The sequence below is a fragment of the Halolactibacillus sp. JCM 19043 genome, from assembly GCF_001310395.1.
Taxonomy (GTDB): domain Bacteria; phylum Bacillota; class Bacilli; order Bacillales; family Amphibacillaceae; genus Halolactibacillus; species Halolactibacillus miurensis.
The window spans coordinates 1-23,629 of the sequence record NZ_BAXD01000037.1 but is presented as its reverse complement, the minus strand read 5'-3'; the positions used below and the strand labels follow the sequence as shown (position 1 = coordinate 23,629).

The 23,629-nt window shown below is 34.6% G+C and carries 42 protein-coding genes, 14 tRNA genes and 1 rRNA gene; 5 read left to right on the top strand and 52 right to left on the bottom strand.

Annotated features, from left to right (window positions below; translation table 11 throughout):
• Positions 1-970: 970 nt before the first annotated feature.
• The 37 genes from JCM19043_RS13650 to JCM19043_RS13500 all read right to left on the bottom strand — a co-directional run bounded on the left by JCM19043_RS13650 (position 971) and on the right by JCM19043_RS13500 (position 19,057).
• Positions 971-1,186 carry a hypothetical protein gene (locus tag JCM19043_RS13650; protein WP_197274819.1) on the bottom strand — a complete coding sequence of 72 codons (216 nt, stop codon included), beginning with the start codon at positions 1,184-1,186 and terminating at the stop codon, positions 971-973.
• A gap of 60 nt (positions 1,187-1,246) precedes the next feature.
• Positions 1,247-1,558: a hypothetical protein gene (locus JCM19043_RS16965; RefSeq protein ID WP_197274818.1), complete on the bottom strand. Its 312-nt coding sequence runs from the start codon at positions 1,556-1,558 to the stop codon at positions 1,247-1,249.
• A gap of 42 nt (positions 1,559-1,600) precedes the next feature.
• Positions 1,601-3,541 (bottom strand): S8 family serine peptidase, encoded by a 1,941-nt coding sequence (locus tag JCM19043_RS13645; RefSeq protein WP_197274817.1) that lies wholly within the window; start codon positions 3,539-3,541, stop codon positions 1,601-1,603.
• A 5-nt stretch (positions 3,542-3,546) separates the two neighbouring features.
• Entirely contained in the window at positions 3,547-3,849 is a 303-nt protein-coding gene (locus tag JCM19043_RS16960) for a helix-turn-helix domain-containing protein (protein WP_197274816.1), read from the bottom strand.
• A gap of 137 nt (positions 3,850-3,986) precedes the next feature.
• Entirely contained in the window at positions 3,987-4,484 is a 498-nt protein-coding gene (locus tag JCM19043_RS16955; RefSeq protein WP_197274815.1) for an ATP-binding protein, read from the bottom strand.
• A gap of 599 nt (positions 4,485-5,083) precedes the next feature.
• Entirely contained in the window at positions 5,084-5,632 is a 549-nt protein-coding gene (locus JCM19043_RS13635; RefSeq protein ID WP_062323312.1) for a recombinase family protein, read from the bottom strand.
• 139 nt (positions 5,633-5,771) lie between these two features.
• Positions 5,772-5,915, bottom strand: a complete 144-nt coding sequence (locus JCM19043_RS16950) for a hypothetical protein (protein WP_177220736.1) — start codon at positions 5,913-5,915, stop codon at positions 5,772-5,774.
• A gap of 12 nt (positions 5,916-5,927) precedes the next feature.
• On the bottom strand, positions 5,928-6,617 hold the full coding sequence (locus tag JCM19043_RS13630; protein ID WP_143103194.1) for a M23 family metallopeptidase: 690 nt from the start codon (positions 6,615-6,617) through the stop codon (positions 5,928-5,930).
• Between the two features lie 31 nt (positions 6,618-6,648).
• Positions 6,649-7,014 carry a hypothetical protein gene (locus tag JCM19043_RS13625; protein WP_062323308.1) on the bottom strand — a complete coding sequence of 122 codons (366 nt, stop codon included), beginning with the start codon at positions 7,012-7,014 and terminating at the stop codon, positions 6,649-6,651.
• 2 nt (positions 7,015-7,016) lie between these two features.
• On the bottom strand, positions 7,017-7,286 hold the full coding sequence (locus JCM19043_RS13620; protein ID WP_062323306.1) for a hypothetical protein: 270 nt from the start codon (positions 7,284-7,286) through the stop codon (positions 7,017-7,019).
• Complete coding sequence (locus JCM19043_RS13615) at positions 7,258-7,623, bottom strand: hypothetical protein (RefSeq protein ID WP_062323304.1); 366 nt, start codon at positions 7,621-7,623, stop codon at positions 7,258-7,260. The genes JCM19043_RS13620 and JCM19043_RS13615 overlap by 29 nt, the downstream gene beginning before the upstream one ends.
• Positions 7,595-8,239, bottom strand: coding sequence for a zonular occludens toxin domain-containing protein (locus JCM19043_RS13610; protein WP_062323302.1), 645 nt, complete (start codon positions 8,237-8,239; stop codon positions 7,595-7,597). Before JCM19043_RS13610 ends, JCM19043_RS13615 begins: the two co-directional genes overlap by 29 nt.
• Positions 8,239-8,592, bottom strand: a complete 354-nt coding sequence (locus JCM19043_RS13605; protein WP_062323314.1) for a hypothetical protein — start codon at positions 8,590-8,592, stop codon at positions 8,239-8,241. The genes JCM19043_RS13610 and JCM19043_RS13605 overlap by 1 nt, the downstream gene beginning before the upstream one ends.
• A 97-nt stretch (positions 8,593-8,689) precedes the next feature.
• Positions 8,690-9,079: a hypothetical protein gene (locus JCM19043_RS13600; RefSeq protein ID WP_062323300.1), complete on the bottom strand. Its 390-nt coding sequence runs from the start codon at positions 9,077-9,079 to the stop codon at positions 8,690-8,692.
• Positions 9,066-9,227 carry a hypothetical protein gene (locus tag JCM19043_RS16945; RefSeq protein ID WP_177220734.1) on the bottom strand — a complete coding sequence of 54 codons (162 nt, stop codon included), beginning with the start codon at positions 9,225-9,227 and terminating at the stop codon, positions 9,066-9,068. The genes JCM19043_RS13600 and JCM19043_RS16945 overlap by 14 nt, the downstream gene beginning before the upstream one ends.
• Before the next feature lie 308 nt (positions 9,228-9,535).
• Positions 9,536-9,985, bottom strand: coding sequence for a hypothetical protein (locus JCM19043_RS13595; RefSeq protein ID WP_062323298.1), 450 nt, complete (start codon positions 9,983-9,985; stop codon positions 9,536-9,538).
• Positions 9,985-10,140: a hypothetical protein gene (locus tag JCM19043_RS16940; protein WP_177220733.1), complete on the bottom strand. Its 156-nt coding sequence runs from the start codon at positions 10,138-10,140 to the stop codon at positions 9,985-9,987. Before JCM19043_RS16940 ends, JCM19043_RS13595 begins: the two co-directional genes overlap by 1 nt.
• Positions 10,141-10,142: 2 nt before the next feature.
• The gene (locus JCM19043_RS13590; RefSeq protein ID WP_062323296.1) at positions 10,143-11,681 is read right to left on the bottom strand and encodes a hypothetical protein; all 1,539 of its coding nucleotides are present in this window, start codon (positions 11,679-11,681) and stop codon (positions 10,143-10,145) included.
• 14 nt (positions 11,682-11,695) lie between these two features.
• Entirely contained in the window at positions 11,696-11,995 is a 300-nt protein-coding gene (locus tag JCM19043_RS13585; RefSeq protein ID WP_062323294.1) for a hypothetical protein, read from the bottom strand.
• Between the two features lie 21 nt (positions 11,996-12,016).
• Complete coding sequence (locus tag JCM19043_RS13580; protein ID WP_062323292.1) at positions 12,017-12,832, bottom strand: hypothetical protein; 816 nt, start codon at positions 12,830-12,832, stop codon at positions 12,017-12,019.
• Between the two features lie 76 nt (positions 12,833-12,908).
• Positions 12,909-13,091, bottom strand: a complete 183-nt coding sequence (locus tag JCM19043_RS13575; RefSeq protein WP_062323290.1) for a hypothetical protein — start codon at positions 13,089-13,091, stop codon at positions 12,909-12,911.
• A gap of 64 nt (positions 13,092-13,155) precedes the next feature.
• On the bottom strand, positions 13,156-13,356 hold the full coding sequence (locus tag JCM19043_RS13570; protein WP_062323288.1) for a hypothetical protein: 201 nt from the start codon (positions 13,354-13,356) through the stop codon (positions 13,156-13,158).
• Positions 13,357-13,358: 2 nt separating this feature from the next.
• Positions 13,359-13,514, bottom strand: a complete 156-nt coding sequence (locus JCM19043_RS13565; RefSeq protein ID WP_062323286.1) for a hypothetical protein — start codon at positions 13,512-13,514, stop codon at positions 13,359-13,361.
• 137 nt (positions 13,515-13,651) lie between these two features.
• On the bottom strand, positions 13,652-13,789 hold the full coding sequence (locus JCM19043_RS16585; protein WP_156321425.1) for a hypothetical protein: 138 nt from the start codon (positions 13,787-13,789) through the stop codon (positions 13,652-13,654).
• A gap of 3 nt (positions 13,790-13,792) precedes the next feature.
• Positions 13,793-14,134, bottom strand: coding sequence for a hypothetical protein (locus tag JCM19043_RS13560; protein ID WP_062323285.1), 342 nt, complete (start codon positions 14,132-14,134; stop codon positions 13,793-13,795).
• Between the two features lie 357 nt (positions 14,135-14,491).
• Positions 14,492-14,779 carry a hypothetical protein gene (locus JCM19043_RS13555; RefSeq protein ID WP_062323283.1) on the bottom strand — a complete coding sequence of 96 codons (288 nt, stop codon included), beginning with the start codon at positions 14,777-14,779 and terminating at the stop codon, positions 14,492-14,494.
• Positions 14,780-14,789: 10 nt separating this feature from the next.
• A complete protein-coding gene (locus JCM19043_RS16580; protein ID WP_156321424.1) occupies positions 14,790-14,927 on the bottom strand; it encodes a hypothetical protein in 138 nt (45 codons plus the stop codon).
• Positions 14,924-15,136: a hypothetical protein gene (locus JCM19043_RS13550; RefSeq protein ID WP_062323281.1), complete on the bottom strand. Its 213-nt coding sequence runs from the start codon at positions 15,134-15,136 to the stop codon at positions 14,924-14,926. Before JCM19043_RS13550 ends, JCM19043_RS16580 begins: the two co-directional genes overlap by 4 nt.
• Positions 15,137-15,269: 133 nt before the next feature.
• Entirely contained in the window at positions 15,270-15,542 is a 273-nt protein-coding gene (locus JCM19043_RS13545; RefSeq protein ID WP_062323279.1) for a hypothetical protein, read from the bottom strand.
• 201 nt (positions 15,543-15,743) lie between these two features.
• Positions 15,744-16,100: a hypothetical protein gene (locus JCM19043_RS13535; RefSeq protein WP_062323274.1), complete on the bottom strand. Its 357-nt coding sequence runs from the start codon at positions 16,098-16,100 to the stop codon at positions 15,744-15,746.
• Positions 16,087-16,269: a hypothetical protein gene (locus tag JCM19043_RS13530; RefSeq protein WP_062323272.1), complete on the bottom strand. Its 183-nt coding sequence runs from the start codon at positions 16,267-16,269 to the stop codon at positions 16,087-16,089. The genes JCM19043_RS13535 and JCM19043_RS13530 overlap by 14 nt, the downstream gene beginning before the upstream one ends.
• Positions 16,266-16,460 carry a hypothetical protein gene (locus tag JCM19043_RS13525; RefSeq protein WP_062323269.1) on the bottom strand — a complete coding sequence of 65 codons (195 nt, stop codon included), beginning with the start codon at positions 16,458-16,460 and terminating at the stop codon, positions 16,266-16,268. The genes JCM19043_RS13530 and JCM19043_RS13525 overlap by 4 nt, the downstream gene beginning before the upstream one ends.
• A 15-nt stretch (positions 16,461-16,475) precedes the next feature.
• Positions 16,476-17,300 (bottom strand): ATP-binding protein, encoded by an 825-nt coding sequence (locus tag JCM19043_RS13520; protein ID WP_062323267.1) that lies wholly within the window; start codon positions 17,298-17,300, stop codon positions 16,476-16,478.
• Between the two features lie 9 nt (positions 17,301-17,309).
• Positions 17,310-18,257, bottom strand: coding sequence for a DnaD domain protein (locus JCM19043_RS13515; RefSeq protein ID WP_062323265.1), 948 nt, complete (start codon positions 18,255-18,257; stop codon positions 17,310-17,312).
• Position 18,258: 1 nt separating this feature from the next.
• Positions 18,259-18,486 (bottom strand): hypothetical protein, encoded by a 228-nt coding sequence (locus JCM19043_RS13510; RefSeq protein WP_062323263.1) that lies wholly within the window; start codon positions 18,484-18,486, stop codon positions 18,259-18,261.
• A 2-nt stretch (positions 18,487-18,488) separates the two neighbouring features.
• Positions 18,489-18,815, bottom strand: a complete 327-nt coding sequence (locus JCM19043_RS13505; RefSeq protein ID WP_062323261.1) for a DUF771 domain-containing protein — start codon at positions 18,813-18,815, stop codon at positions 18,489-18,491.
• Positions 18,816-18,832: 17 nt separating this feature from the next.
• Positions 18,833-19,057 (bottom strand): helix-turn-helix domain-containing protein, encoded by a 225-nt coding sequence (locus JCM19043_RS13500; RefSeq protein ID WP_062323259.1) that lies wholly within the window; start codon positions 19,055-19,057, stop codon positions 18,833-18,835.
• A 162-nt stretch (positions 19,058-19,219) separates the two neighbouring features.
• Here JCM19043_RS13500 and JCM19043_RS13495 point away from each other — a divergent pair, with 162 nt between their 5' ends.
• The 5 genes from JCM19043_RS13495 (at position 19,220) to JCM19043_RS13475 (ending at position 21,890) form a co-directional block, all read left to right on the top strand.
• Entirely contained in the window at positions 19,220-19,534 is a 315-nt protein-coding gene (locus tag JCM19043_RS13495) for a helix-turn-helix domain-containing protein (protein ID WP_062323257.1), read from the top strand.
• 1 nt (position 19,535) lies between these two features.
• Positions 19,536-19,724, top strand: a complete 189-nt coding sequence (locus JCM19043_RS13490) for a hypothetical protein (RefSeq protein ID WP_062323255.1) — start codon at positions 19,536-19,538, stop codon at positions 19,722-19,724.
• Between the two features lie 116 nt (positions 19,725-19,840).
• The gene (locus JCM19043_RS13485) at positions 19,841-20,239 is read left to right on the top strand and encodes a restriction endonuclease (RefSeq protein ID WP_197274814.1); all 399 of its coding nucleotides are present in this window, start codon (positions 19,841-19,843) and stop codon (positions 20,237-20,239) included.
• Positions 20,240-20,323: 84 nt separating this feature from the next.
• Positions 20,324-20,806, top strand: a complete 483-nt coding sequence (locus tag JCM19043_RS13480; RefSeq protein WP_062323250.1) for an ImmA/IrrE family metallo-endopeptidase — start codon at positions 20,324-20,326, stop codon at positions 20,804-20,806.
• On the top strand, positions 20,799-21,890 hold the full coding sequence (locus JCM19043_RS13475) for a tyrosine-type recombinase/integrase (protein ID WP_062323248.1): 1,092 nt from the start codon (positions 20,799-20,801) through the stop codon (positions 21,888-21,890). The genes JCM19043_RS13480 and JCM19043_RS13475 overlap by 8 nt, the downstream gene beginning before the upstream one ends.
• A gap of 136 nt (positions 21,891-22,026) precedes the next feature.
• Here JCM19043_RS13475 and JCM19043_RS13470 read toward each other — a convergent pair.
• The 15 genes from JCM19043_RS13470 to rrf all read right to left on the bottom strand — a co-directional run bounded on the left by JCM19043_RS13470 (position 22,027) and on the right by rrf (position 23,450).
• Positions 22,027-22,110: transfer RNA gene (locus JCM19043_RS13470), tRNA-Leu, on the bottom strand.
• 6 nt (positions 22,111-22,116) lie between these two features.
• Positions 22,117-22,190 (bottom strand) — tRNA-Cys (locus tag JCM19043_RS13465).
• A gap of 18 nt (positions 22,191-22,208) precedes the next feature.
• Positions 22,209-22,283, bottom strand: a tRNA-Gly gene (locus JCM19043_RS13460).
• Between the two features lie 5 nt (positions 22,284-22,288).
• A tRNA-Gln gene (locus JCM19043_RS13455) sits at positions 22,289-22,363 on the bottom strand.
• 32 nt (positions 22,364-22,395) lie between these two features.
• Positions 22,396-22,471 (bottom strand) — tRNA-His (locus JCM19043_RS13450).
• A 22-nt stretch (positions 22,472-22,493) separates the two neighbouring features.
• Positions 22,494-22,564: transfer RNA gene (locus tag JCM19043_RS13445), tRNA-Trp, on the bottom strand.
• A gap of 34 nt (positions 22,565-22,598) precedes the next feature.
• Positions 22,599-22,684, bottom strand: a tRNA-Tyr gene (locus JCM19043_RS13440).
• Between the two features lie 7 nt (positions 22,685-22,691).
• Positions 22,692-22,767: transfer RNA gene (locus JCM19043_RS13435), tRNA-Phe, on the bottom strand.
• A gap of 25 nt (positions 22,768-22,792) precedes the next feature.
• Positions 22,793-22,869, bottom strand: a tRNA-Asp gene (locus JCM19043_RS13430).
• A 13-nt stretch (positions 22,870-22,882) separates the two neighbouring features.
• A tRNA-Met gene (locus JCM19043_RS13425) sits at positions 22,883-22,959 on the bottom strand.
• A 19-nt stretch (positions 22,960-22,978) separates the two neighbouring features.
• Positions 22,979-23,054 (bottom strand) — tRNA-Val (locus tag JCM19043_RS13420).
• Between the two features lie 9 nt (positions 23,055-23,063).
• Positions 23,064-23,138: transfer RNA gene (locus tag JCM19043_RS13415), tRNA-Glu, on the bottom strand.
• A 16-nt stretch (positions 23,139-23,154) separates the two neighbouring features.
• A tRNA-Ser gene (locus tag JCM19043_RS13410) sits at positions 23,155-23,247 on the bottom strand.
• Positions 23,248-23,251: 4 nt separating this feature from the next.
• Positions 23,252-23,324 (bottom strand) — tRNA-Asn (locus tag JCM19043_RS13405).
• Positions 23,325-23,336: 12 nt separating this feature from the next.
• Positions 23,337-23,450, bottom strand: a 5S ribosomal RNA gene (gene rrf / locus JCM19043_RS13400).
• Positions 23,451-23,629: the final 179 nt, after the last annotated feature.

The following is a 23,629-nucleotide window of genomic DNA, read 5'->3' as shown; positions in this document are numbered from 1 at the left end:
AAAATAACTTTGTGTGGTGGTCATTATGAACTAATGAAAAAGTTGTTTTGAACTTTGAAGAGGTGATTTCATTGATTGATGAACCTCAACAAGTATATTAAGAGATAATTTTAATAAAAGTTCTTGATGAACTTCGTATGTAATCAGTGTGGCATATTCGTGGTTAAAATTTCTCACCAACACCATTTGACAAAGAACCTCTATGACAATACTATAAAATTAAAAACCCTTAGGAACGTTGATATAACAACATTTCTAAGGGTTTTGATATTTTTTAAATTAACTTAAAATAACGCTAAAGTACCGGTGGTCGGGGTACTCTTGTTCCCTTATAGGCTATTATATCAATATTCTTGTAAGTTGTTGTGTAAGAAATGTGTAATAAAAGCATCTGCTATTGCAGATGCTTTTATATAGATAAATATATCCCCTCTAATACTAACCGCCCTATAACTTAGTTATTTTGATTCCCAGGAGGGACCTCACACAACTTAAATCAACGTTCTTGTACTCTCTTGAGAAAATAATGTGTAATTCAACTAAAAATAACTATTAACCATTTCTAAAATTAAATATTACACACCTTTATATGTTTTTGAAATCACAATCATGTTTTAGAACAACTGAAAATTGCACTAAGACACCATCAATCAACGATATCCCTTTTATTACCGAAACAGAAAAATGTTTTGAAATTTATTACCGATTAATTTTCATATAACCAATAAAATATTAAAACAATATTCCGGAATATATCTAAATTTTCTAAAAAACGTTGCTGACATATAAATTATAATTAACGTTAAATCCTTACACTGTTTTAAAGATGGCTAAGTTTTTCATTCTATTAACTCTATTCACCAAGTTAAACATCACATAAAGATTGTTGGAATACTACGTGTGCAAAAATAAAGAATCAAAAATCCATTAATATTTTCATAATAAAGAATAAAGTAAAAGAATTATATAATTAGTTTTTTCTTTTAATAGTTAATTTTACCCCTGCAGTTCCAGAAGCACCCACCATAAGCTTTGTGATTCCGTTAGTTTCAATTGCAGCTTCCAAGTTTAATTCGATATTATCGAGTTCATATTCTCCTATACTGTCTACGAAGCTTGTAATTTCATCAAAGTTGATTTTTGCACCTTCTAAAGCGGTTGCAAATCCGCTCGATCCACCGTACACTTTTTCTGGTGGTGATTCATCTTTTTTTTATAGGCATTATTATTTCAAATTTGTTCATCATTAATTCTCCTCAGTTACATCCATATTTATAGAAATTTCTTGTAGTACATTGAATCTATTGCTAGCTTCAATTTCTCCGTAAAGATCTAATTGTTCTTCTTCATACAAACTCTCTATTGTAATTATTAATATATATTCTATTTCATCTTCGTCTAGAATTTCCGGCTTTGTATATAGGTTTAACCATAACTCCCAATCCCCGGAATCAAAAACGGTAAAATCTTGTGAAAAGTGATGTAAATTGCTCCATTTCTTTCTGCCATTTTTTTGTGAAGGATTCTTAGTGACTAATTTCGAATTTGTATTTAGCATATGCAATGAGGTATCAATATAGCTCGTAAATATTCACTACCCTTACTTATATCTACTGGTGAGATAGACAAACACGTTACTGTAAGCCTTGCTAATTTTTCGCCACTTTTTTCTTTTATCAGATAGCACAGAAGGAATTAGGAAACCAACTTTTTCTTTTGTTTTTCGGTTCATTTTTCCATACCTAATATATGTTGGCTTAGACAAGAATGATTCCTTTGCATTCTCTAAATTTCCATAACCACAACCATATATCTTGTTATAGTCTTCAGTTGTTTCTTTTGACATAGTATCTATCGAGATGGCATGGTGGCTCAGTAAACCTCTTGATATAAATGCAGCTTTTCTATCTGAATCTTCCGTATCTCCGATACTATTTAAATATTCAATAACAGAATATTGTAAGGAACTTAAGTCAAATGCTGCTAAAGGGGTTGAAAAACTTGTACCAAAGTCTAATGTAATAAAACCATTTGAATTAATGACGAGCATATCAGAGGTTTTTGGAATAAAACATCTCTTATTTCGTTTACATACATTTCCTCCAGGGTACACTAAATCTGGTTTATACGAATTTGCAAATCCATATCCAATTCTACTGAAAGGAGAAAGAGCATTAATATTAGATATACTGTCTGGGTGTTGATCTTTCGTGATTGATCCTATAGATAAAGAATAGAAACTTTCAGCTGGTGAGGCCACACGTGCATCGTCATGGTTATAAATATCATTAATATCATCTAAATCCTTCCACAATTTATGATTACCCATTGAAACAACGAAATTAACCCCCTCTTTATAGGATAGAACATCTAATTCAAAAGCTAATTTACTGACTGTTTTTTCACCAAAAACGGAGGAAGTGTTATCATTAAAAGCTAGACAAAATGTTGTAGTAACATGTTTGATATCCTGGACGGCTTTCCTAATCCTGTGAATTATTTTCGTCTCTGTAACGTTATTTCCATCTGATATTACTGCATCGATAACTCTAGCCTTAGGTACAAGTATTTTATTGTTTATTTGATCAGCCAAATTGTCTCCAAATATAATTCTACTAGCCACTTTTGTACCATGGGCAGAAGTATTGTAATTAATATCCGGTGCAACCCATCTACCAACAACAGAAGCCGCAATATTATCGGGGAAAGAAATCCCATCATCAAGAACACAGATGATTGGGAGGTCATCTAGATTCTCGTCATAAAAGTCAATTTTTTTTACGTCGAGTCCGTTTTCAGTAATCTGATGGCTACCATTATAGTTATGAGTGATATCTATATCTAATATAACATCTTGTTCTATTAGTTCATTTATTGCACTGGAAGGTAAATACGCATGTATTACAGGCGTATGATCTGCAAGATAGTAGATTCCGTCACTTTCTATATTCCCATTAAACCTCTTCACTAAATTAATTAGATGGGGCAATATTTTTGCATATTGTTCATTGTCCAGTTTAGGGACAATAGTTATTTGTGCATCAATTACATCATTATCCACCTCACTTTGTTGAAAATGATGTAGTTTTTTGCTCTTCTTATCATAATTGTTTATTGGAGATATTTCATCAATATACTGCCAAAAAGAACTTTTAGGAGCTGTACCTTCTTTATATTCTAATGCACTCGCTTCTAACTTCTCCATATCGCCCTTTTTCATTGAGACGATAGCTTTATATGGATCCCTAATAGCATTAATACTTATCTTATTTTCAGCAAAAACCCTTTCATAGTCGCCTCGTGAATCAATGATTTTATTAACTGGAAGCTGAACTTGAAAAAACAATATATCATTTGATAATATATTGTGTTCAAAGTTGTTTCTTTCTTTTATTGATGAAATCCCCTCACTAATTTTCATTCCATGTTCTTTAAAATCAATTTCAACCAATTCAGGAATAAATTTCCGCTTATTTTCCTCTCGTTTCACTTCATTATCTGGGATTGTAAAATGTTTTTTTCCTTTTTTATCGTTACTCATAATCTTCACCTACCTCCTTTCAATTTATCTGCCAATGTGCTGCGAGGAATTCCTAACAATTCAGAGATATTAGTTAAAGTTAGCCCATTCTCTCTAAGTCGTATTATTTTTTCATAATTAATTTTCTCTTTAGAAAAATTATACATAAGAACCACTTCAATGATCGATTGTGAAAAGTCTTCTAACAGGATATCCGAACTGTTATTTAATATAGATTTTTTCATAGTCTTCATACAAACTTCTTGAATTTCTGAGAAACTAAAATTACTGCAATAACGGCTAGCCTTTTCTACGCTGATTTTATCCATGTGAAATTTGTGTTCAAACAACAAGTTTCTGATATACACTTCTCTTAGATTTGAGTCTGGTTTATCCAGGTATAAAACACTATTAAATCTCCGCCAAATAGCAGAGTCTAATAATTTTTCATGATTAGAAGCTGATATTAAGAATTATTCGTAGGCATTTTATCAATATTTTGCAGTAATGAATTAACCACCCTTTTCAGTTCTCCCAATTCATTACTATCATCTCTTTTCTTAGCAATAGAATCAAATTCATCAAGAAATATAATAACATTTTTGTCATTCAATTCTTCAAATATTGCTCTTAAATTAGACGAAGTTTGACCTAACATAGAGGAAATCAATGAGTCAAGTCTAACGTAGACAATGGGTAAATTCATTTTTTTGGCAATATGATAGGCGATAGTAGTTTTCCCGCAACCCGGAGGTCCACAAAGCAAAAGTCTATTTTCAATAATGATACCTCTTTTTTCAAACTTTTCTTTATTAGAGTACTCATTAATCAATGAGTCAACTTTTTTTTGAACTTCCGATGATAAAACAAGCTTGTCTGTATCGATACCCGATGGGTATATAACATCATATAGTTTGGATTTTATAATACTAGATTCATTTTTTTTCTTATTATTGTCAAACATTTTTTAAGCCTGTAGATGCTTGGTATCTTTTTTCTTCGGGGTATTTATTTAGTATATTTAATAACATTAAATGATTATTTTTTTTCCCTGCTTTCTTTTCACTCTCCGCTATTTTTAAGAGAGTTTTTCTAAATTTGATTTTCTTTTTCTTGAAAGTGATTCTCTGCTAATATAATAACATCTTCAATTTTCATCATTTATCCTCCCTCGCCGGAAAAATCCGTCTTCTGATAATCATATTAGCATAAAAACAATGTTTTTCACAGAAGAATCGATTTCTATATCCGGAAAAGTTCGTCACCATTAAGTATTTGTCAGGTGATTTTGATAAATGTTTATACCCTTCTCTAAAACTAATAATTTCCTTATATTTATTTTTTCACCACCTTCGCTCTCTGGCGAATCAAACCTAAAATGTTCAATCCTAATAACTAATTCATCAAATGATTTTAAATGTATGTTTTATCATTACTATGTATCTGATAATTAGCGTGAAAAAGCTCTCTTAAAACATTGAAATCATCCTTTTAATAATATTCTAATCCATTTTGAGTATCGATTAAAATTTTTGCTTTTTATTTATCAATTCATGTCACCTCTTAAGTCTTATTTTTATTTCGAATTAATGTACTTTTACTTATTCCAGTTAATTCTTCTACTTGCTTGTATGAATATTTGCATTTCAATTCTAGTGCATGATCAATTTGTTTCTTACTATATTTCTTTGGTCTCCCTTCTCTAAATCCTTCTTTTCCCCTGGCTAGTATTTTTCCTTCTTGCGTTCTCTCCACAATCATATCACGTTCAAATTCAGCGAACGAACTCATAATATTAAAGATTAAACGTCCTGTTGGGGTGTCCTCAACCAACCCCATGTTCAAAACGTGAACTTTGACACCTTTATCAAACAGTTCTCGAATCGTTTTAATCCCATCTACTGTTGAACGCGCGAATCTATCAAGTTTAGTCACAATTAGCGTATCACCTGGATTTAGATCATAAAGTAGTTTTTTAAAAGTAGGACGATTCTTTTTTGTTCCCGTAAATTTATCTTGATAAATCTTATCACAACCTTCTTTATTAAGCGCTTTAATTTGTATGTTTAAATCTTGTTGTAAAGTTGATACTCTAGCATAACCATATTTCATTGTTATTTACCTCCTAATTATGAACCTAAGTTATGACACAAGTCAAACACTGATTCTAGTTGCTTGATTAAATAGTGTCATAACTTGAAAGATATGACACCGTTTAAGTTAAAAGAAAAGGACGATCATCATCGCCCTATTATCTAAACATGCGTTTACTTGCGTACTTACCAACGATTCTATTTTTGATGCGTTGCTTGATCTTCCCTTTTCTCACCGCATTCACATCACCTAGAAACTTTGCTGTTTTGTAAAGTAATGATCTAATCTTGTTTATACTCATACCTTTCACCCCCTAATTTATAAATAGCATTGGATCTACTGCATTTTGTTTTGACCATTTACCAATATGAACTTCAAAATGTAAATGCTGTCCTGTACTTATTCCGCTATTACCCATTTGTGCAATCAACTGACCACGATCAACAACATCACCAACTTTTACTTGTGTTGTTTCTGGCATTAAGTGAGCGTAAAACGTTGTCACTACTTCCTTTTGTCCGTCACCGTCTAAGTCTATCTTGTGTTCCAACATAATTGCATCACCGTAACCATTCATTTTACCGTCATACTCTTTATAAACGTCAATCACCTTACCTTTTTCGGCAGCAAAGATATATTGATTGCCTGGCATGGCAATATCAATGCCTATGTGTGCCTTATTCTCACCTGTAATTGGGTGCTTACGGTTGTTATCAAAATAGGACGTGATGCGTGTTGTAGATGCCGGAAAATAAAGTTTTGCGTTAGGATCTAGCTTCACTAGTTGTTGTTTGATAAAGATATTTGTTTGTGTCATCTCGTAAGCTTTAACATATCCCTTTAATTCAGATACTCGCTTGTTTAACTTAATCATCTCTTGTTTCATTTGTTCGTTTAAGTCGTTGTTTTGATAGATTAATAGCTGTTCTTGTGCATTTTCTAATTCGTTTTGGTACTTTTCTAACTGTTGCAGGTTATCAGCCTTCACTGGATAACCTGCCATCAATAAAACAGTGATCACTAGCAAAGTGATTTTATTTAGCAAGCAACTCACCAACTTTATTTTTTATTTTCGTCATGTTGTCAAATTGTTCTTGGCTTTTATCATCGACTTTGTTAAATGCTTCTTTTATAACTTCTTTTGCGCCTGAAACATACCAATCTATAAAATCTGACGTTAAAATAAGCTCGTCACGTGTCATTAATAGTCTTGTGCGTGTTAAATCATTCAGGCTTTCTAAATCTTCTGTATTGGCTTCTAAATGATTTTTAATGCTATCGTACGTTTGCAAGTCGTTTTTTCTTGTCTTTTTAAATGCTTTTTTTACGTTTTGTCGTGATTGTGCCATAGCAAGCATTAAAGATGCTGCTTCACCTTTTGTTACGATAATTTCAAACATGTTTACACCTTCTTATCAATAATCTTTTGAATCTGTTCCGGCTGATAGATATGCATTTTACGATTGTAGTCACGTATATAGTCTTTTACTTCAAAATTAACTTCAGTCGCACGGTGATTAATCACCGTTAAAAGATTAATCATGTGCGCAAACTCGCTATCTGTTAGATCGTGCTTGATAAACTTATCTTGTAAAGCAACTTTTAAAAGCTGACAAAAACTTAAAATCTTATCAGTGTCTTGACTAACTTTGTTTACTAAAGCTTGGTTCATGTCCTACAACCTCCCATATATAATCATGTAGCTTGTTTATCTCGTTTTTCGTCAACTCGTTAGGCTTCATCATAAAAAATGATTTACGTCCTATCTTAACTTTACGATCATCAGCATAGTTTTTCGCCCTAGTCCAATGCATACAACTGTAAGGCAATAATAAATATCCTTGTCGGTTCGCTAGATCCTCGGCAACATCTAACGACTGATAAAAACAAAACTCTTGTACTTTTTTAGCATAAACAACGATATTAATTGACGGGTACAAGTACGCTAGTTTACGTGGGTCTTTTTCGTTGTAGTTTTGTTTAACTACTGATACTTTGTTTACGTCCATTTTTACGTTTACCCCTCGCATTGTTATGGATCTCGTCTAACGTGGCAAAGAACTCTGTACCTTCCCGCTCTGTTTGCGGTAAAGGGAATCCTTGAACCATATTAAAAGTGTCGTACAAGTTTAATCTAAAGACCCTTTTCGCTTTCCACATCGGAAGGAACTGCTTATGCATAAATTCGCCCGTCTGAAAATCTCTAAAATGTAATTCAAAACCCTTGTCACCGATTTTTCTAACGGTGATAAGTATTTCTACAATCTGACGTATACGACTATCAATATTATTGATAGACGGTGAACAATAGATTTGCACCGAGTGCATTTTACGTGTAAACATTAAAACTTCCGTTGCGACACCTGCACCATATTTTGACCATTTACGATTACTAAACGCCATTTGTGACTCGTCCCAACAAACAATAGATCCTTGCGCTTGCGCCACGTCATACCATGTTTCATAATCACGCATAGGCTTACTGTCTTTTAATTCATAGTTACTAAATAGTTCAACATGTCCGCCATTCGCTTGAGTTTTCTCTTTCCAGTAGTGCGCCAATAATGACATCATAAACGTTTTACCTGATCCAAGCGCACCCTGTATAAAAATATGGTGCGCCATTACTTCTTACCACCTTTCGCATCACCCGGTGCCATCACGATTGGTTTAGGCGGCTTAGGAATTAGTGCTTCTATCGTATCTAAGTAGTAATCAGGATCAGCAACATCTGTTTTACCTTGCTTAGTAATGTAATCAGTGATTTCCTTATATGGATTTTTGTCAGGATATAAATATTTGTTTTCGCCTAATCGCTTTAAGTACAATATTGCTTTTACTTGCGGTTCTCTTAGTGCTTGTGATTTTGTTGTCATTTCTTCAATGACTTGTTTTACATCTGAAATATGTTGTACTTGCGGAAATAAATCATCACTAATCGCACTTTGTAATTTATTCGCATTATCAACGTTATTCATACCATTATTATTTTGCATTTAACCATCAATCCCCCATCTATCAACATTTAACTTGCTTAAAATCGCTTCTGACAACATGTGTTTTTGCATAAAATCACTAGGCAATGAAGATCATTGCAATAAACGCTAGTGCAATCAATCCCATCAAAATTATCTTAGTTAAATCGGTAGCATTCGGCATTTCTGGTTCCCGATAACTTGTAATCTGACTTAGTACAATATTTTGTTCTAGACGTGCTAAACGTTCAACTTCATTAATTGATTGTTGCGGTGCTCGGTAAAAGAAGTTACGTCCTTCTTTGCCCACTGATATTTCACAATCTTTAATTGGCACTTTATAAGCGCCTTCTACTGTTACTGCATCATCATCAATATAATCAATCTGTTTTATATCGCTTGTACGGTTATCGTTATCAAATACAATTAATAGATCCGTTGTTTCAATGCTGTAATCTTCCTCTTCTTGTTTGCGTTTAAATAATGCCATTTACTTTACCACCTTTTCTATTCTTGTTTTTCTTTATCTTTGGTTGATTAATTTTCTTTACTAAGAACCAGGATAAAAACCCGATTGTCGCCACGCCTAAAGCTGTTCCACTCCCTAGAAAAAACATATATACAAATGCATCAAACATTTAACATCATTCCTTTCAATTTTTTTACCACCATTTAACCCCGTCCTTAACAGAAAAGTATAATCTCATGATTGATCTAACCATTAAGAGTGTACCCAGTAGCACGGTCGATGCTAAAAGAGAGGTGACAACCATCTGCCATTCGCTAGGTAGATCACCAAACACTTTAAAATATTGACCTATATTCAATCCTTGCGCTGTTACTAGTTGTACACCTTGTAATCTTTCAATAGCAAGATCAAGAAATGAAATTGGCGGCTGTAAGATCGTATCAATAAACTTTTTTTAATACTTCATACACGTTCAAATCATTCGCCCCCTACTCGTATACTTGAAATTAATTTAATCGCTGTTACTGCTGTAATAACCCATAACGCAAACGCTAGAATATAAGCAATTACATCAAGTTGCATTGGTTCTAATGCATGGAATAGCTTGCTGATTGTGTCACTGTAACCATGTCCGCCACTTCCTGTTGGCGTATATGCTAGACTACCTAACGTTCGTCCAAATCCAACGATTAAAGACACAAGTAATGAACCAATCTCAAACAATACTTCAAACAGTTTGACTGCTAGTACCCCAATCATATAAACGATATAGAGTAAAGCACGTATCACATCAAATATGAGTGTAAAAAAATTAACTAGTAGATCAATCAAGAATTGAAAGAGTGAAGCAATGCCACCTATCAACCATTCTCCGAATCTCCAAAATAAATCAAATAATTTTCTAAAAGCATCACCTAAGATACCCATTAATAAAACTTCCTTTTACTAAAGATGCCCATCATTAGATCAATCAGCTTTTGACTAAATAACGTGATCATCAAAAGAAAGAGGAAAGGGGCAATATATTTTAAATGCCCCTCAAATACAACTTGAATGATCTGACTTAATAAATCTGTATTCATTATCATTCACCCTTTCTAAACTCTCTTGGAACTCGTGTTGACGTTCGCCCTTCTCTTGTGCTTATTCGTGATTCTCTTGGTTCTCTATAAGCACGTTCTGACACTCGTTGTTCTCGTTCTATTCGTTCCCTTTCGTTTTTTCTACTGCTTAATGATTGTTTAATCATCTTCACGAATTTAGGTACTAAGATAAACGATAGACCTAATAGAATTAAACTTCCGATAACTTTCATTAGTCCGGCACTAGTTTCTATCAACTCACCAACACCAAAAGGTAAATCAATATTTGAACCACTATCAACGATTTCAGATTCTTCTCCGTTGTCACCAATCGTCTGAATACTTACTAAAGGGTTGCCTAAAGGTCCGTATTTCATATCAGCGGCAGGAATAGTAAACTGTTTATCACTAGCAGGCACAACTACATATTCTTTTCCGTCAACTAAAATCCTCACTTGCCCTGCTTCTGGCTGTTGCCAAGAAACTAGATAATCACCGTTTTCTTGTTCTTCAAACTCTTGACCGCCTAACTCTGGTGGCGGTGCTACTAAAGTTGTCGCTTGAACGGTCACGCCTTCACTTTCTAAGCCTTGAAATTCAGTTGTTAGCTTGTAATCATACGTTGTTTGTTCTTCAACGGTTAAATCATTAAAGTATGTTCCGTTTGTTTCAAATAGTGGATCATATGCATCAACTGATAATAAGCTAAATGTTTGAACATCACTCACACTTTTACGATAGATATTGACATGTTCAAAGTATTCCGTTTCAGGTAACGACCATGATAGATCTACTCTATCGTGTGATGCGTCAGCATTAATTTCTTTTATATCTCCTAAAAAAGATGAAGGAACATTATCAGTTTTAGCTGTTAAACTTATACCATCAGATTTTAAGCCTTGATTATCAACGGACTGAATAAACACATCATATTCTTTGTTCGATTCTAGATTTTCAAATCTATATGATTGTTCAGTTGTTTCATATGTTTGTTCGTTAAAACTAATTAAAACGTGACTAAAATGTTCTTGCGCTGGATTTTGCCAATTAAGATTTATTTCATTGTATTTTTTTTCATAGGCTAGATTTGTAACATCTTTTATTGGTAGCTTTACTTCTTCCATTGGCTCGCCAAAAAAATCAGTTTCATAATATGTTGTTCCAGCGTTCTTTCTTAAAATAATTTTTTTAACATTATCAATACTTACTGTTTGATAGCCGTCTCCATCACGTTCATTAAATTGTAATAGTTCATTTCCATTTTCGTCTAAAAAATAAGTATCGAAATACGGAAACATACCTGAAGTTTCTGTAAAAATAGCATTTATTATCATTGGAACTTCAAATTCAACATAACCCAAATCACTACCAATAACATTAGTATTTAAATCATTATCATAGGCTGTTTCTTTTAGTGTTATATCTTTAATGTACAAAGAATCTAACAAACCATGTTGATAGTCAAATTCTTCAGCAAACACCCCGGAAACCGGCATCAACATAAACAACGCTAGTATTAAAACAACGACTTTCTTTTTCACTTTCTCACCCTTTTCTATTCTGTATTAGGTATTGGCGCACCTGTTAGATCGTCACTTGGTAAAGGCGCTGTTGTTAAATCATCGCTTGGAACTGGTGCGGTTCCTGAATCATCACCAGGTAAAGGCGCTGTACCGGTTGTATAACCTGGCGTTGGTGCTACATTTTCACCCTCACTAGGACTAGGCGCAATGTTATCTTCCACGATTGGGCTTGGTGCGGTTCCAGTTACGTCTGGTGGTTCTGGTGCAATGTTCTCTTGTACGGGTGGTTCTGGCGCTGTACCTGATACATCTGGAACTTCTGGCGCTTGCAAGTCTTGTTCACTTGGTATGTTCTATTTAAATTCTTCTTGCGTTGGTAGTGATCCAACTGGATCAAGTAGTTCAAATCCACCTGACGCATCTTCTTGGAACTGTATTTCTTCCGCATCTGCTTTTAAATCACCTGCTGTAAAGCCTGATTCTTCAAAATCACTTGGTAAACTTCCCCTAGGTTCATCTATGCCGCCTTGTAATGGATTGTTGAACACGGGTGCGCTTTGTGGTTCTGGTGCTGTACCTAACATATCTTCCATCTCTGATCTAAAAGCCGGTACAATCGTGTCACGCATCGTATTTGCGACTTGCTGCCAATCTGGGGCGGGTTGTATCGCATTTTTGATTTCATCAAGTTTGCCCATCATGTTATCCCAACCCGGTATATCAACGACACAACCACAATCTCCAGAACCACCTCCAGGGTCTGGCTCAGGGTCTGGGTTTGTTGTTGGTTCTTCAAAATAGATTTGCGTTGATACTGGATTGTTTGATTCCATGTAATTGAGATAAACCTCTCCGCCATCATTAGATCGTAATTTTATTGCTGATACGTTTGCCGGAAAATTAAATGAATGAACACCATTACTTAAAGATTGCGAACCTATCAATGATGCTGAACCACTAACCGTTTCATACATAAGTATTTCAGCGTTATTACTGTTACTTGTGTATTCAACAAAAGTGAATTCATCATCTCCTTTATTCGGGTCAGCCCACATAAACTTTTCTGATTCACTTGTTGTACCATAGTAAGGTAACGTAACAGATGCAGCCGATACGATTGAAAGTGGAATCATCAACAACAACACAACAATCAAAACAACTTTCTTCACTCGATCACCTTCTTAAACAAAAAACGGGGCGGGTAGCATTTACACTACCTACCCCGTTTTTATAATGTGATAATAATTACTTGCTGCCGCCTTTAGTCATAGACTTATTAATAAGTCCGATGAATTTAGGTACAACTACGAATGCAATACCGAGTAGAACTAATGGTGATACAATCTTTAAAAGATCCATAGCCGCCGTTAAAAGTTCAGTCACCTCGAAAGGTAAAGTTACGCCTGTAAACATGCCTGTTTCCTCCATTTCTTATACTCTCCTTTATTTTTAAAACATTTATATATTATAGGCGTGTGCCTAATAATAACGATTAATATTCTTGATAATCATAATCATGATCATCTTGTTCTTTTGATGCTTGTCTAAATGACTTTGCTACAATACTGACTAGAAGCCCAACCGCAAAAATACCGAATGTAATCATAACGCCCGGTGCTACCATCTCAAGAAGCATTTTAATGTAGCCCCACATTTCATTAAGTCTGGCATCAGTGAAAAACTCTAGTTTCATTTTTATCGCCCATTTCTCACTGCTTTAATTACTACGTTTAACAACATACCTACCGCAACAATAGCTACAATGATCATTAAAAAGTTTGAAACTGTACGTAAAGTAAAACCGAATGTATCCCAGAAAAATGTCCAATCCCAAACGCCTGATAAATTCACTCATGATCACCCCTAACTATTTTTGTATGATTGTTATTAACGTAAGAAGCACCGACACAAATACTGTAAAAGTAAGTAAGATACTTAAAATGTCCGGATTGCCTAACCAAACTTTAAAGCTTCTGCCATTAAGCCGCCTATCTCCATTTTTCAGCAACCCCCTCAAGTAAGCCAATGACTAAATTTGTGAGTGGGTACAAAACCAAACTTGCTGAAATAATCACTACGTACGCTAGAAAAATTTCTTTACCGGTAAAGTCTAATACTTGATACATGCTTTACCTCCTAACAACTCGATCTATCAGCATAAAAATAATTAAAATAAACAACGCTGTTGACACTAACAAATCACCAATCGTTACTTCATGGATCACGTTGATTGTCCCCGCCTGAGAATCAACCACGGTCATTTCTCTGGTATCGACTGGAACGACCACTTGCGGTTCGTCTGTTGTCGGTTCGCTTGTTGTTTCAGTCGTTTGAACTGGTTCATCTGTTTGATCTGTCGATTCGTCAGTCTGTTCGTCAACTTGTTCATCTGTCGTTGTTTCAGTTGGTGTATCTGTTGTTTCTGTCAATTCTGTTTCAGTTTCTTGACCTGTTTCGTCAGTTTCCTGCAATTCTGTTTCCTCGTTCAACTTGATCACCAACCGTTTTTAATTATTGATTGACTTAACCTTACCACCCCTTTTTGAGAAAAACTATGCCAAAACATGCCAAAACATTTAGATTTTATGCCAAAACATTTTTAAAACTTAAAAATTCGTTTTTTTACCACTCGATAAAATATAAAAGGTGTAGCCTACCCCACTATCAAGATATTAGTGATAACCATTCAAAACTTTTGAACAAAATGAACGAAAAAAAGAGTAAAAAGCGACTTAATAACGTGCGCTCGTTTACTCCATTTTCCCCGTTCTGCTTATATTTTTAGTGCATGTAATAATATATATAAATATATTGCTATACTGCACCATTCAAATGATCATTTTACTTTTATTAACTGATGCGCCCCTTTCCATTTTATGTAACTTTTCGTTTAACTTCATACGCCATTTTTTAATCTGGTTGTGTGTGATACCTTCAGACAAAACAATTTTTGGTACATGATTTAAGTCATTTTCCCAGTGTTCTAACTCTTTCAATGCATCTTCAATTTTACCTAAACTGTACAACGTTTCACGGTACTTCATACGTTGGACTGGCACATACTTCTTGACGTAACAATAGTGATTTCCTCGTGCTTTACTAGATTCGATGAACATGTTTAGCCCCCTAGCTAGATTTTTTTAAAGCATCTTGATTCGCTTGATTCGGTAGATAACCAACTGCCACACATAATTCCGGGTACTTCTCAAAAACGGTTCTCGTGTCTTTAATTTCTTTTGGTTTAAATACAACAACGCTTGTCATTGATCCCACTCCCTAGCATTATTAAATGTTTCAACGTCTAAATGTTTTACGACTGGCTCATACAGTTCTAACCACAATTCCATATCAAAACTAACAATAGCTTCATCGCCATATAATTCTCTCATTCGCTTTTTATATTCACGTGATAAATCTATGTTTTCTTGTAGATCTTTCTTTGTCGGTACTTGAAGATCTATACGCCATATCATCATCGCAAGTTTTAAGTCAGTTACATCACCGTCAATGTGATCACTATCAGCACAATCTATGCCATTCGATAAATAACGCCCTTTTCTCGCTTACTCTCAAAAACTAATACCGGTATTGTCATTCTTTCACCTCTTAAATTTTTTTAGCTAGTTCTAATAGATTTTCAGATTTGAACATGTTGTCTATTTCTTTTAATTTCACATAAAATCTTATGTGAAATTTATTATCGTATGGATATTTGCTATCACGTTCTTCAGTATGAAACTCTCTTAATTCACTATTGAAAATGCTCTCAACTATTCTATTTTCAAGTTTTGTTGGTTTATATGTTAATCCTGTTAATTCATACTGTTTATTTTTATCAGCTAATTTCTTGATCACTTTCTTCTTTAGTCTCTTTTTCATTTCAGCACTTCCTCCCGCTTTATGAACTTGCCTTCGACTAAAGCAATCCTTTCAGGATAACCTACCGAATTATCTAACAAAATAACGCTAATTATTTTCTTCAAAATATAGCTTTCGCCATCAATACAAAATATAGAGTCTTTCGATATCTTTCTATACGAATTGCTTACATGTATTTTTAAGTTTATTAAATCGCTCATTTCAACACCCCATATCATAAATATCTGTTTGTTTATGTTGTTTTGTTATTTCTCTTTTTTCGCTGTCATAGTCATTGATTGAAAATGATTCTTCACTTCTAATGTCGTAAAAATTAGGCTTGTAACCGTTTTTTTCTTGCCAATCGTTAAATTCTTTGTTTAGTCTGTCATGCAATTCAGCTATATCTGCTCTTGACACTCTATTAAGATAATCAAAAGCATAATAGTCATATTCTTGTATAGCTTGATCTTGCATTTTTTCGATAATGTTTATTGGATCTATTTCTATTTTTGGTTCAATGGCTTGAGCGATATAAAACACATCTTGTTGATCACCGTCACACTCAATAGCATCCATCTTCAAACCTTTCAGCATACAAACCTCGCATTGGTGGATCTAATCTTACTTCTGGCAATTCACTATTATAGGAGTGTTCATTCCAAATATTTGTGTGTCCCGAACGTAATCTTTTATTCCATTCTTTTGGTATTTGTGGAATGAGTATTTTAGTGTCTTTTAATTTCATTTCTCCATCTCCTCAATCATTTTTATTATTTCTTCCGGCGTTTCGATGACAAGAAAGTAACGATCAATTTTGCTAGTTAAAGTTGAAATCTCTGTTTTATCATCACTTTTTACTCTGGACATGCTTTCAATGTGTTGGATATTTATAAATGTATTTTCACGATTAAAGTAATTAGTTAGTTTTATAAACACTTCTTCACTCCTTTTCTAAAAGTTATTTATGCGTTGATCAACGCCATCAAATTCGATTATTTCCGCACTGTTTAACATTCGTGACAAGATGCGTTTACCTTGCTTTCCGTATTTCGCACTGAAATCTTCCGCCTTGTAATTAGTCGTGTATACGGTCGGCAGTGCTTGACGTGAGTTAATCACTTGAAATAAGACTTCACTTGCCCATGTTTCAAAACCTTGTGCATCACGCTTCACATATTCAGCGCCTACATCATCAAGAACAAGCAAGTCTAACGATTCTAAACGCTTGATAATGTCATCTTGTGTTTGTGCGCTATTGTAGTTAAACGTTGATTTGATCATGTTCATCAAATCAGTTGTTGTTAAAAACATGACTTTGTAGCCTTGTTCTCGTAACTCTTTTAGTATTGATGCGGCTAAGTGTGATTTGCCTAGCCCTACATCGCCTTTAAAAACAAGACTATGTTTCTTAGAAAAGTTATTAAACTTAGACACATAGCCCTTGCATAGCCTTAGTGCTTCACGTTGCTTGTCTGTTTGTGGTTTATAGCTTTCAAAACTAGATTCATGAATACTTTTCTCAATGTTTTCATGGTGACTTATCCAAATATTAAATTTATTATTATCTAGTTCTTCTTTCGTTTTTGGGAACTTTGCTCTTAGTTTTTTGTTCTCACATGTCATACACATACCCATAAGGTGCTTGTTCCCTTCACGATCTGTACGCTCATACATGCTGTATTCATCACCACACACATCACATGTTTTTTTCTCAACGAAAGCAACAACACCATATTCTTTCCAAAGTTTTTTAATAGATTCTTGCATTGATTGCATTACATTCACCTACCCTAGTAATTTTGTGTATTGATCCATGCTAGGATCATGCGGCTTTTTATCTTGTTGCTTATAACTTTGTTTGCTTGCCTGTTCTTCAAGCTGTTGTAAGTTCTTGATGCCTTGTTTGTTCCAGTTGTTTAAGATGCCAAGCAAATAAGCAATGTGTCTTTTATTAGCTTCACATGCTATGTTCATTGCTTTAAATGCCATTTCATCAAAATCATCAAAATCAAATTTATTTTCAAACGACAACAACGATTTTTTAGCATAATGATTATCTTCACCAAATCCGTTTTTATCCCAAAATATTGTAAGTGCGTTTACTTCTTGTTGTTGTTCTTGTTGTTTAGTTATTGGTTCTTGGTTATTAGTTCTTAGTTCTTGTTGTTTAGTTCTTAGTTCTTCCCCCGGGTCTATATATGGACTATCAATAGGGTATGGATACGGTATTGAATCCCCGTCATTACAAGGTTTTACTTGTTCATCATCTTTTTTGCTGTTTTTTTTGGTTTCTTCATTCGAATCATTTTTATTAAGGTACTCATTGTATATAGGTAGGGTATCTATACTGTATCCATTATCTATGCATACAGTAAAAAAAGTTTTTAAGAATGATTCATGTTTTACATTTCTTAGTTCTTTATCAATTAACATCAAAACCTTTTTTGATTGATTCCAATTAAACTTGACCCAATTTATCACATGAATTTCTCTTGTGCTTTCGTTGTAATCAATTTTTCCATAATCAACAAAACGTTGAATCAATTTATTAACTGTTTCACGGTTGTAACCTGTTTCAGTTTCTACAATTCTTTTCGGCAATTCGTATATGCCGCACTGGGTTGTTTTGCTGTTTGTCATTAAGTAAAGGTAAAAATATTTTTCTTCAGGTGTGAGATCTAGAATAAAACCATCTTGCCAAAAATCAATGTAGACTTGTCTGTACTTTGCCATTTCATAAAGCCCCTTTCATTGCTTGGTTTATAATTTTCATTTCTTCTTCTTTATCCATTTGAACAAAGCCTTGATCTACGTCATAAGTGACTGGTTTGTTGTTGATATAAAGAATTGTTCTATACTCAATCTTTTGTTCTCTTAGAACTCTTTCTAATTTTGAAACTTGATTAACGTTGTTAGTGAAATAAGTTTCTTGACCGGTAAACGTTACATATTTTTCAGCCATTGTTACACCGCCTTTTGATGAATTTTTGAAAAGTTTTTGTCTAAGAAATCAGCCATTTTTGATGCGTGAAACGTCCACTTTTCGCCTTGATTCTTTGGATAGTAGACAAAGCCACCGTGTTCAAGATCAAGCTGCTTTTTAAATCTTGGTTGATAAAGAATGTTCTCTTTTAACCATGTTTGTTTCTTTCCAGTGCGTTGTTCCAAATCTTTCATAGTCCAATAGACACCTGCCAAAGCATTATCTTTTAACTGTTTTAATTCAATCCTGCTTATTAAGACCATGTTTGAGGGTATAGGGATAGATAAACTCACTTCTAGTTCTTGCATTTGTTTCATCTCCTTAATTAAATTTCTATTTTAGCAATGTTTATGATAAAAAAATCTGATATATCACAATTTAGAATGTTTGCTAAAATTGGTAGTTGTTCCGCTTTAAATGAATAGATGCCCCTTTCGTATTTTAAGTATGTTGAACTGTTTTTAAAACCTAGTGTTTCAGCCATTTTCAGTTGGCTTAAACCTAATTGATTACGTCTTGATCTAATGTATTCAAGATTTAGTTCTTTCATTATTTAACCCCCTGCATTTCTGTTTTAGAAACTTTATGTATTAAATATAACTTGCTATTTTAGAAATGTCAACAGTTTTTATTGTTATTTTAGAAATAATTATTTTTCCATAACGGAAAAATGTTAAAATATAATTGCTATATTAGAAAGTAGGTGATCTTAATGAATATTGGCGAACGAATTATAAAGTTAAGAGAAAAGCGGGGTTGGTCGCAAAGAGAACTATCAAGAAGAATAGATATTAATGTTTCAGTTATGAATCGTATTGAATCAGGTGAAAGACCTGTTAAAGATCAAGAACTATTAAAGTTATCCAATGTACTTGAAGTGTCTACTGATTACCTTTTAGGTAAAGAAGATAGTGAAAACGATAATCTGTTCTTTTTCGATATGGACGGTCTAACACCTGAAGAAATTGAAGATATTAAAGAACACATTGAATATGTAAAATGGAAATCAGGACAAAGGGAGAAGTGAAATGACGAAAAAGGATAAGGATCAGTTAGGTTACTCAATAGCATTAATTGTTTTTCTTTTGTTGATCATGGCACGTAATGTTTTTAGCTTTATTCCCATCATGTATTTTATTGTTGGCGCTTTAGCTATATCATTTATTGTTGGCGAATCAGTAAAAGCAATGATCCCGACTAAAAAAGACAAAACGTAAAACAACGAAAAAGAAAACGACCAATAAGGCAGCAACTAAGAAAACAACAAATAAAAAAAGCTACAAACAATGCACCTAAAAAGGGGCATAATCAGTTAAGAGGTAAAAAAGAAATTTTGACATTGCCATTTGATCAACTAACATGGCGTGAATTTGAAAGACTTTGTTTTTATTATTTTGAAGCTAAAGGACAAAAGCCTAAAGAAACCGGTGAAGGTGCTGACGGTGGTATTGATCTAATCATCTGGAACAAAGAAGATAATGGTCATGAAGCTGTTCAAATCAAAAAGTACACTAAACAACAAGTAGACGTTAGAATAATTAGAGAATTGAACACCGCTAAAAAGAATCACAAATGTATGCTTGCAAGACTTATTACAACGTCAGATATATCTTTAGCCGCAATGCGTGAAGCTGATGACAACAGAATCGCTACAAATGATAAGACTTGGGTACAAAATAAGTTGTTAACATGGCGTGATCAAGAAGCTAAACGACTAAAATACATAAAGTAAATTTGAATTACAATCTTTTTAGGTTGTAATTTTTTTCTTGATAAAAAGAACAAGTGTTCGTATAATGGTTATGAGGTGATTAAATTGGACTATAAACCATTTGAAACAGAACTAGCAATATCGAACTATTATAAATCAATAGGTATACTAGAACCTTATCAGATTGATTTACAGGCGATTTCAGACGGTTTTGGCATTAACTTGACTTATACCACTAAAAAAACATTTGCATTTGAATCTGGACGCTTTAGAATGATTAATGTAGATGCTAGCTTGCCGGAACATTTAAGGCGGGAACATTACTTTCATGAGTTATGTCACATTTTACGTCATTATGGATCACAACTGTTTCTAGCAAGTGCATTTATACAACTACAAGAATATGATGCAGTAAGGTTTACAAGATATGCGGCTATTCCCTATCACATGATTAAATTGTTTGATTTACATGATCCATTTGTGATTAGTAAAATGGCGCAAGCGTTTTGCGTATCGGAACAAGTTGTAAGTGATCGGCTAGATGGTATTATGAGAAATTCAAATGAAAGGTGGTATTGTTATGGCTAGTTTTCAAAAACGGGGCAATACATGGCAATACACTGTAAGTGCAAAACCTAAAAATATTAGAAAGGGCGGATTTAAAACAAAGAAAGAAGCACAAATTGCAGCGGCTCAAATTGAAGGAAATCTAAGTAAGTCAGTCATTAAGAGTTTAAAGCCGCAACCATTTGACCAGTATTTTGATAATTGGGTGAAGCTATATAAGACGAACATCAGCGAATCTACAAAATCACACTATAACGACACATTGAACGTGATTAAAGATTATTTTGCTAACGTACCGATCCAGGACATCACAAGAAATGATTATCAGTTATTTATCAATCAATACGGTTCAAAACGTGCTAAAGAAACGGTAGATAAGTTAAATCGTCACATTAGATCATGTGTGAAAGATGCTGTAGAAGATATGATTATACCGTTTGACTTTACTCGTAAAGTGACGTTAACTTATAAAGTTGAATCAAAACGACCTGATCAAAAACATTTGAACTATGAAGAAAGTAAAAAGTTAAAAAAATTAGTCCTTGACCGATTAGATCAAGGACTAGGCTACTACATTATCTTTTTAGCTTTAGTAACGGGTATGCGTTTTAGTGAAATCGTTGGTTTAACTCGTAAAGATTTTGATTTTAAGAATAACGTGATCAATGTAGATAAGACTTGGAACTATAAGTTTGATGATCCACGTTTTGCCCCTACAAAGAACCATGAAGTTAGAAAAATAAAAATCAATAAGGCAACGATGGATCTATTTAAACCATTAGTAAAAAAATCAACGTTAAACATCAATAACCTAGTATTTTATAGTCCAAAATCTAGGCATCAAGTGATTACTAATACAAACGTAAATAAGCTGCTTAGATCTATTTTAAGTGAGTTGAAACTTAAAGACTTAACTATACACGGTTTAAGGCATACACATGCTAGTGTGTTGTTGTATAAAAAGGTATCAATCAACTACATTTCTGAACGTTTAGGACACAAGAATTTAGAAACGACTTGGAAAACATACGCACACATTTTAAAAGAAATGCGCAAGGAAGATGAAGATAATACAATCAAGATTCTTGATGAACTTCTTGTGTAAGAAATGTGTAATAGAATTTTAAAACGTATGATATTCTACGACAAACTCAAAATATAAAAAAAGTCTAGGAACGTTGATATAACAACATTCCTAGACTATCATCTTTTTTTAAAATTAACTTAAATTAACTCAAAAGTACCGGTGGTCGGGGTCGAACCGACACTCTCGTGAAAGAACGGGATTTTGAGTCCCGCGCGTCTGCCAATTCCGCCACACCGGCATATTATGGAGGCGGTAACCGGATTTGAACCGGTGATGAAGGTTTTGCAGACCTCTGCCTTACCACTTGGCTATACCGCCGTTCTCTAAATAAAAAAATGGAGCGAAAGACGGGATTCGAACCCGCGACCCCCACCTTGGCAAGGTGGTGTTCTACCACTGAACTACTTTCGCAAGAATGGCTGGGCTAGCTGGATTCGAACCAACGCATGACGGAACCAAAAACCGTTGCCTTACCGCTTGGCTATAGCCCAACAATATATAATTAAATCTTTATAAACAAAAATGGGGCGACCGGTGGGGATCGAACCCACGTATGTCGGAACCACAATCCGATGTGTTAACCACTTCACCACGACCGCCACAATATAAAATTAGAAAGAGCAGGGGTAGTAGGAGTTGAACCCACACCGGAGGTTTTGGAGACCTCTGTTCTACCATTAAACTATACCCCTATATTATTATCTCACTTGTATTAAAAAGAAAAAATGGTGGAGGGAGTAGGACTCGAACCTACGAACCCGATGGGAGCGGATTTACAGTCCGCCGCGTTTGGCCAACTTCGCTATCCCTCCAAATAAATGGTGGCTCGGGACGGAGTCGAACCGCCGACACACGGAGCTTCAATCCGTTGCTCTACCAACTGAGCTACCGAGCCATTTATGGGCACTTAATAAATTAAGTGGCGGTCCGGACGGGACTCGAACCCGCGACCTCCTGCGTGACAGGCAGGCATTCTAACCAACTGAACTACCGGACCATATTAAATTGTTTGGTTGCGGGGATAGGATTTGAACCTATGACCTTCGGGTTATGAGCCCGACGAGCTACCAGACTGCTCCACCCCGCGACGATATAAAGTTTGTAAATGGTGGAGGATGCAGGGCTCGAACCTGCGACCCCCTGCTTGTAAGGCAGGTGCTCTCCCAGCTGAGCTAATCCTCCAACATATAATGGTGACCCGTACGGGATTCGAACCCGTGTTACCGCCGTGAAAGGGCGGTGTCTTAACCGCTTGACCAACGGGCCATAAGTAAAAGTCATCTGGCGGAGAGCGAGGGATTTGAACCCTCGAGACGGTTTAACGCCGCCTACACGATTTCCAATCGTGCTCCTTCGGCCACTCGGACAGCTCTCCATTTTGGCTCACAGGTAGGATTCGAACCTACGACCGATCGGTTAACAGCCGATTGCTCTACCACTGAGCTACTGTGGAATGGATAGTATGCCTAGCGACGTCCTACTCTCGCAGGCTTAAGCCCAACTACCATCGGCGCTGAAGAGCTTAACTACTGTGTTCGGCATGGGAACAGGTGTGACCTCTTCGCTATTGTCACTAGATCTTTTTTGCTTTATCCAAGTGATACATTTTACAAGGACAAGTAATATTATATTCATTTCTGAGTATAAAATCAAGTGTTTTTTTATAAAAAATTTAACTTTTTTATAAGTTTTTCTTACGAAAAAATTATACCTTGAAAACTAGATAAGAAGTAAACAATCATCAAACAAATCTTTTA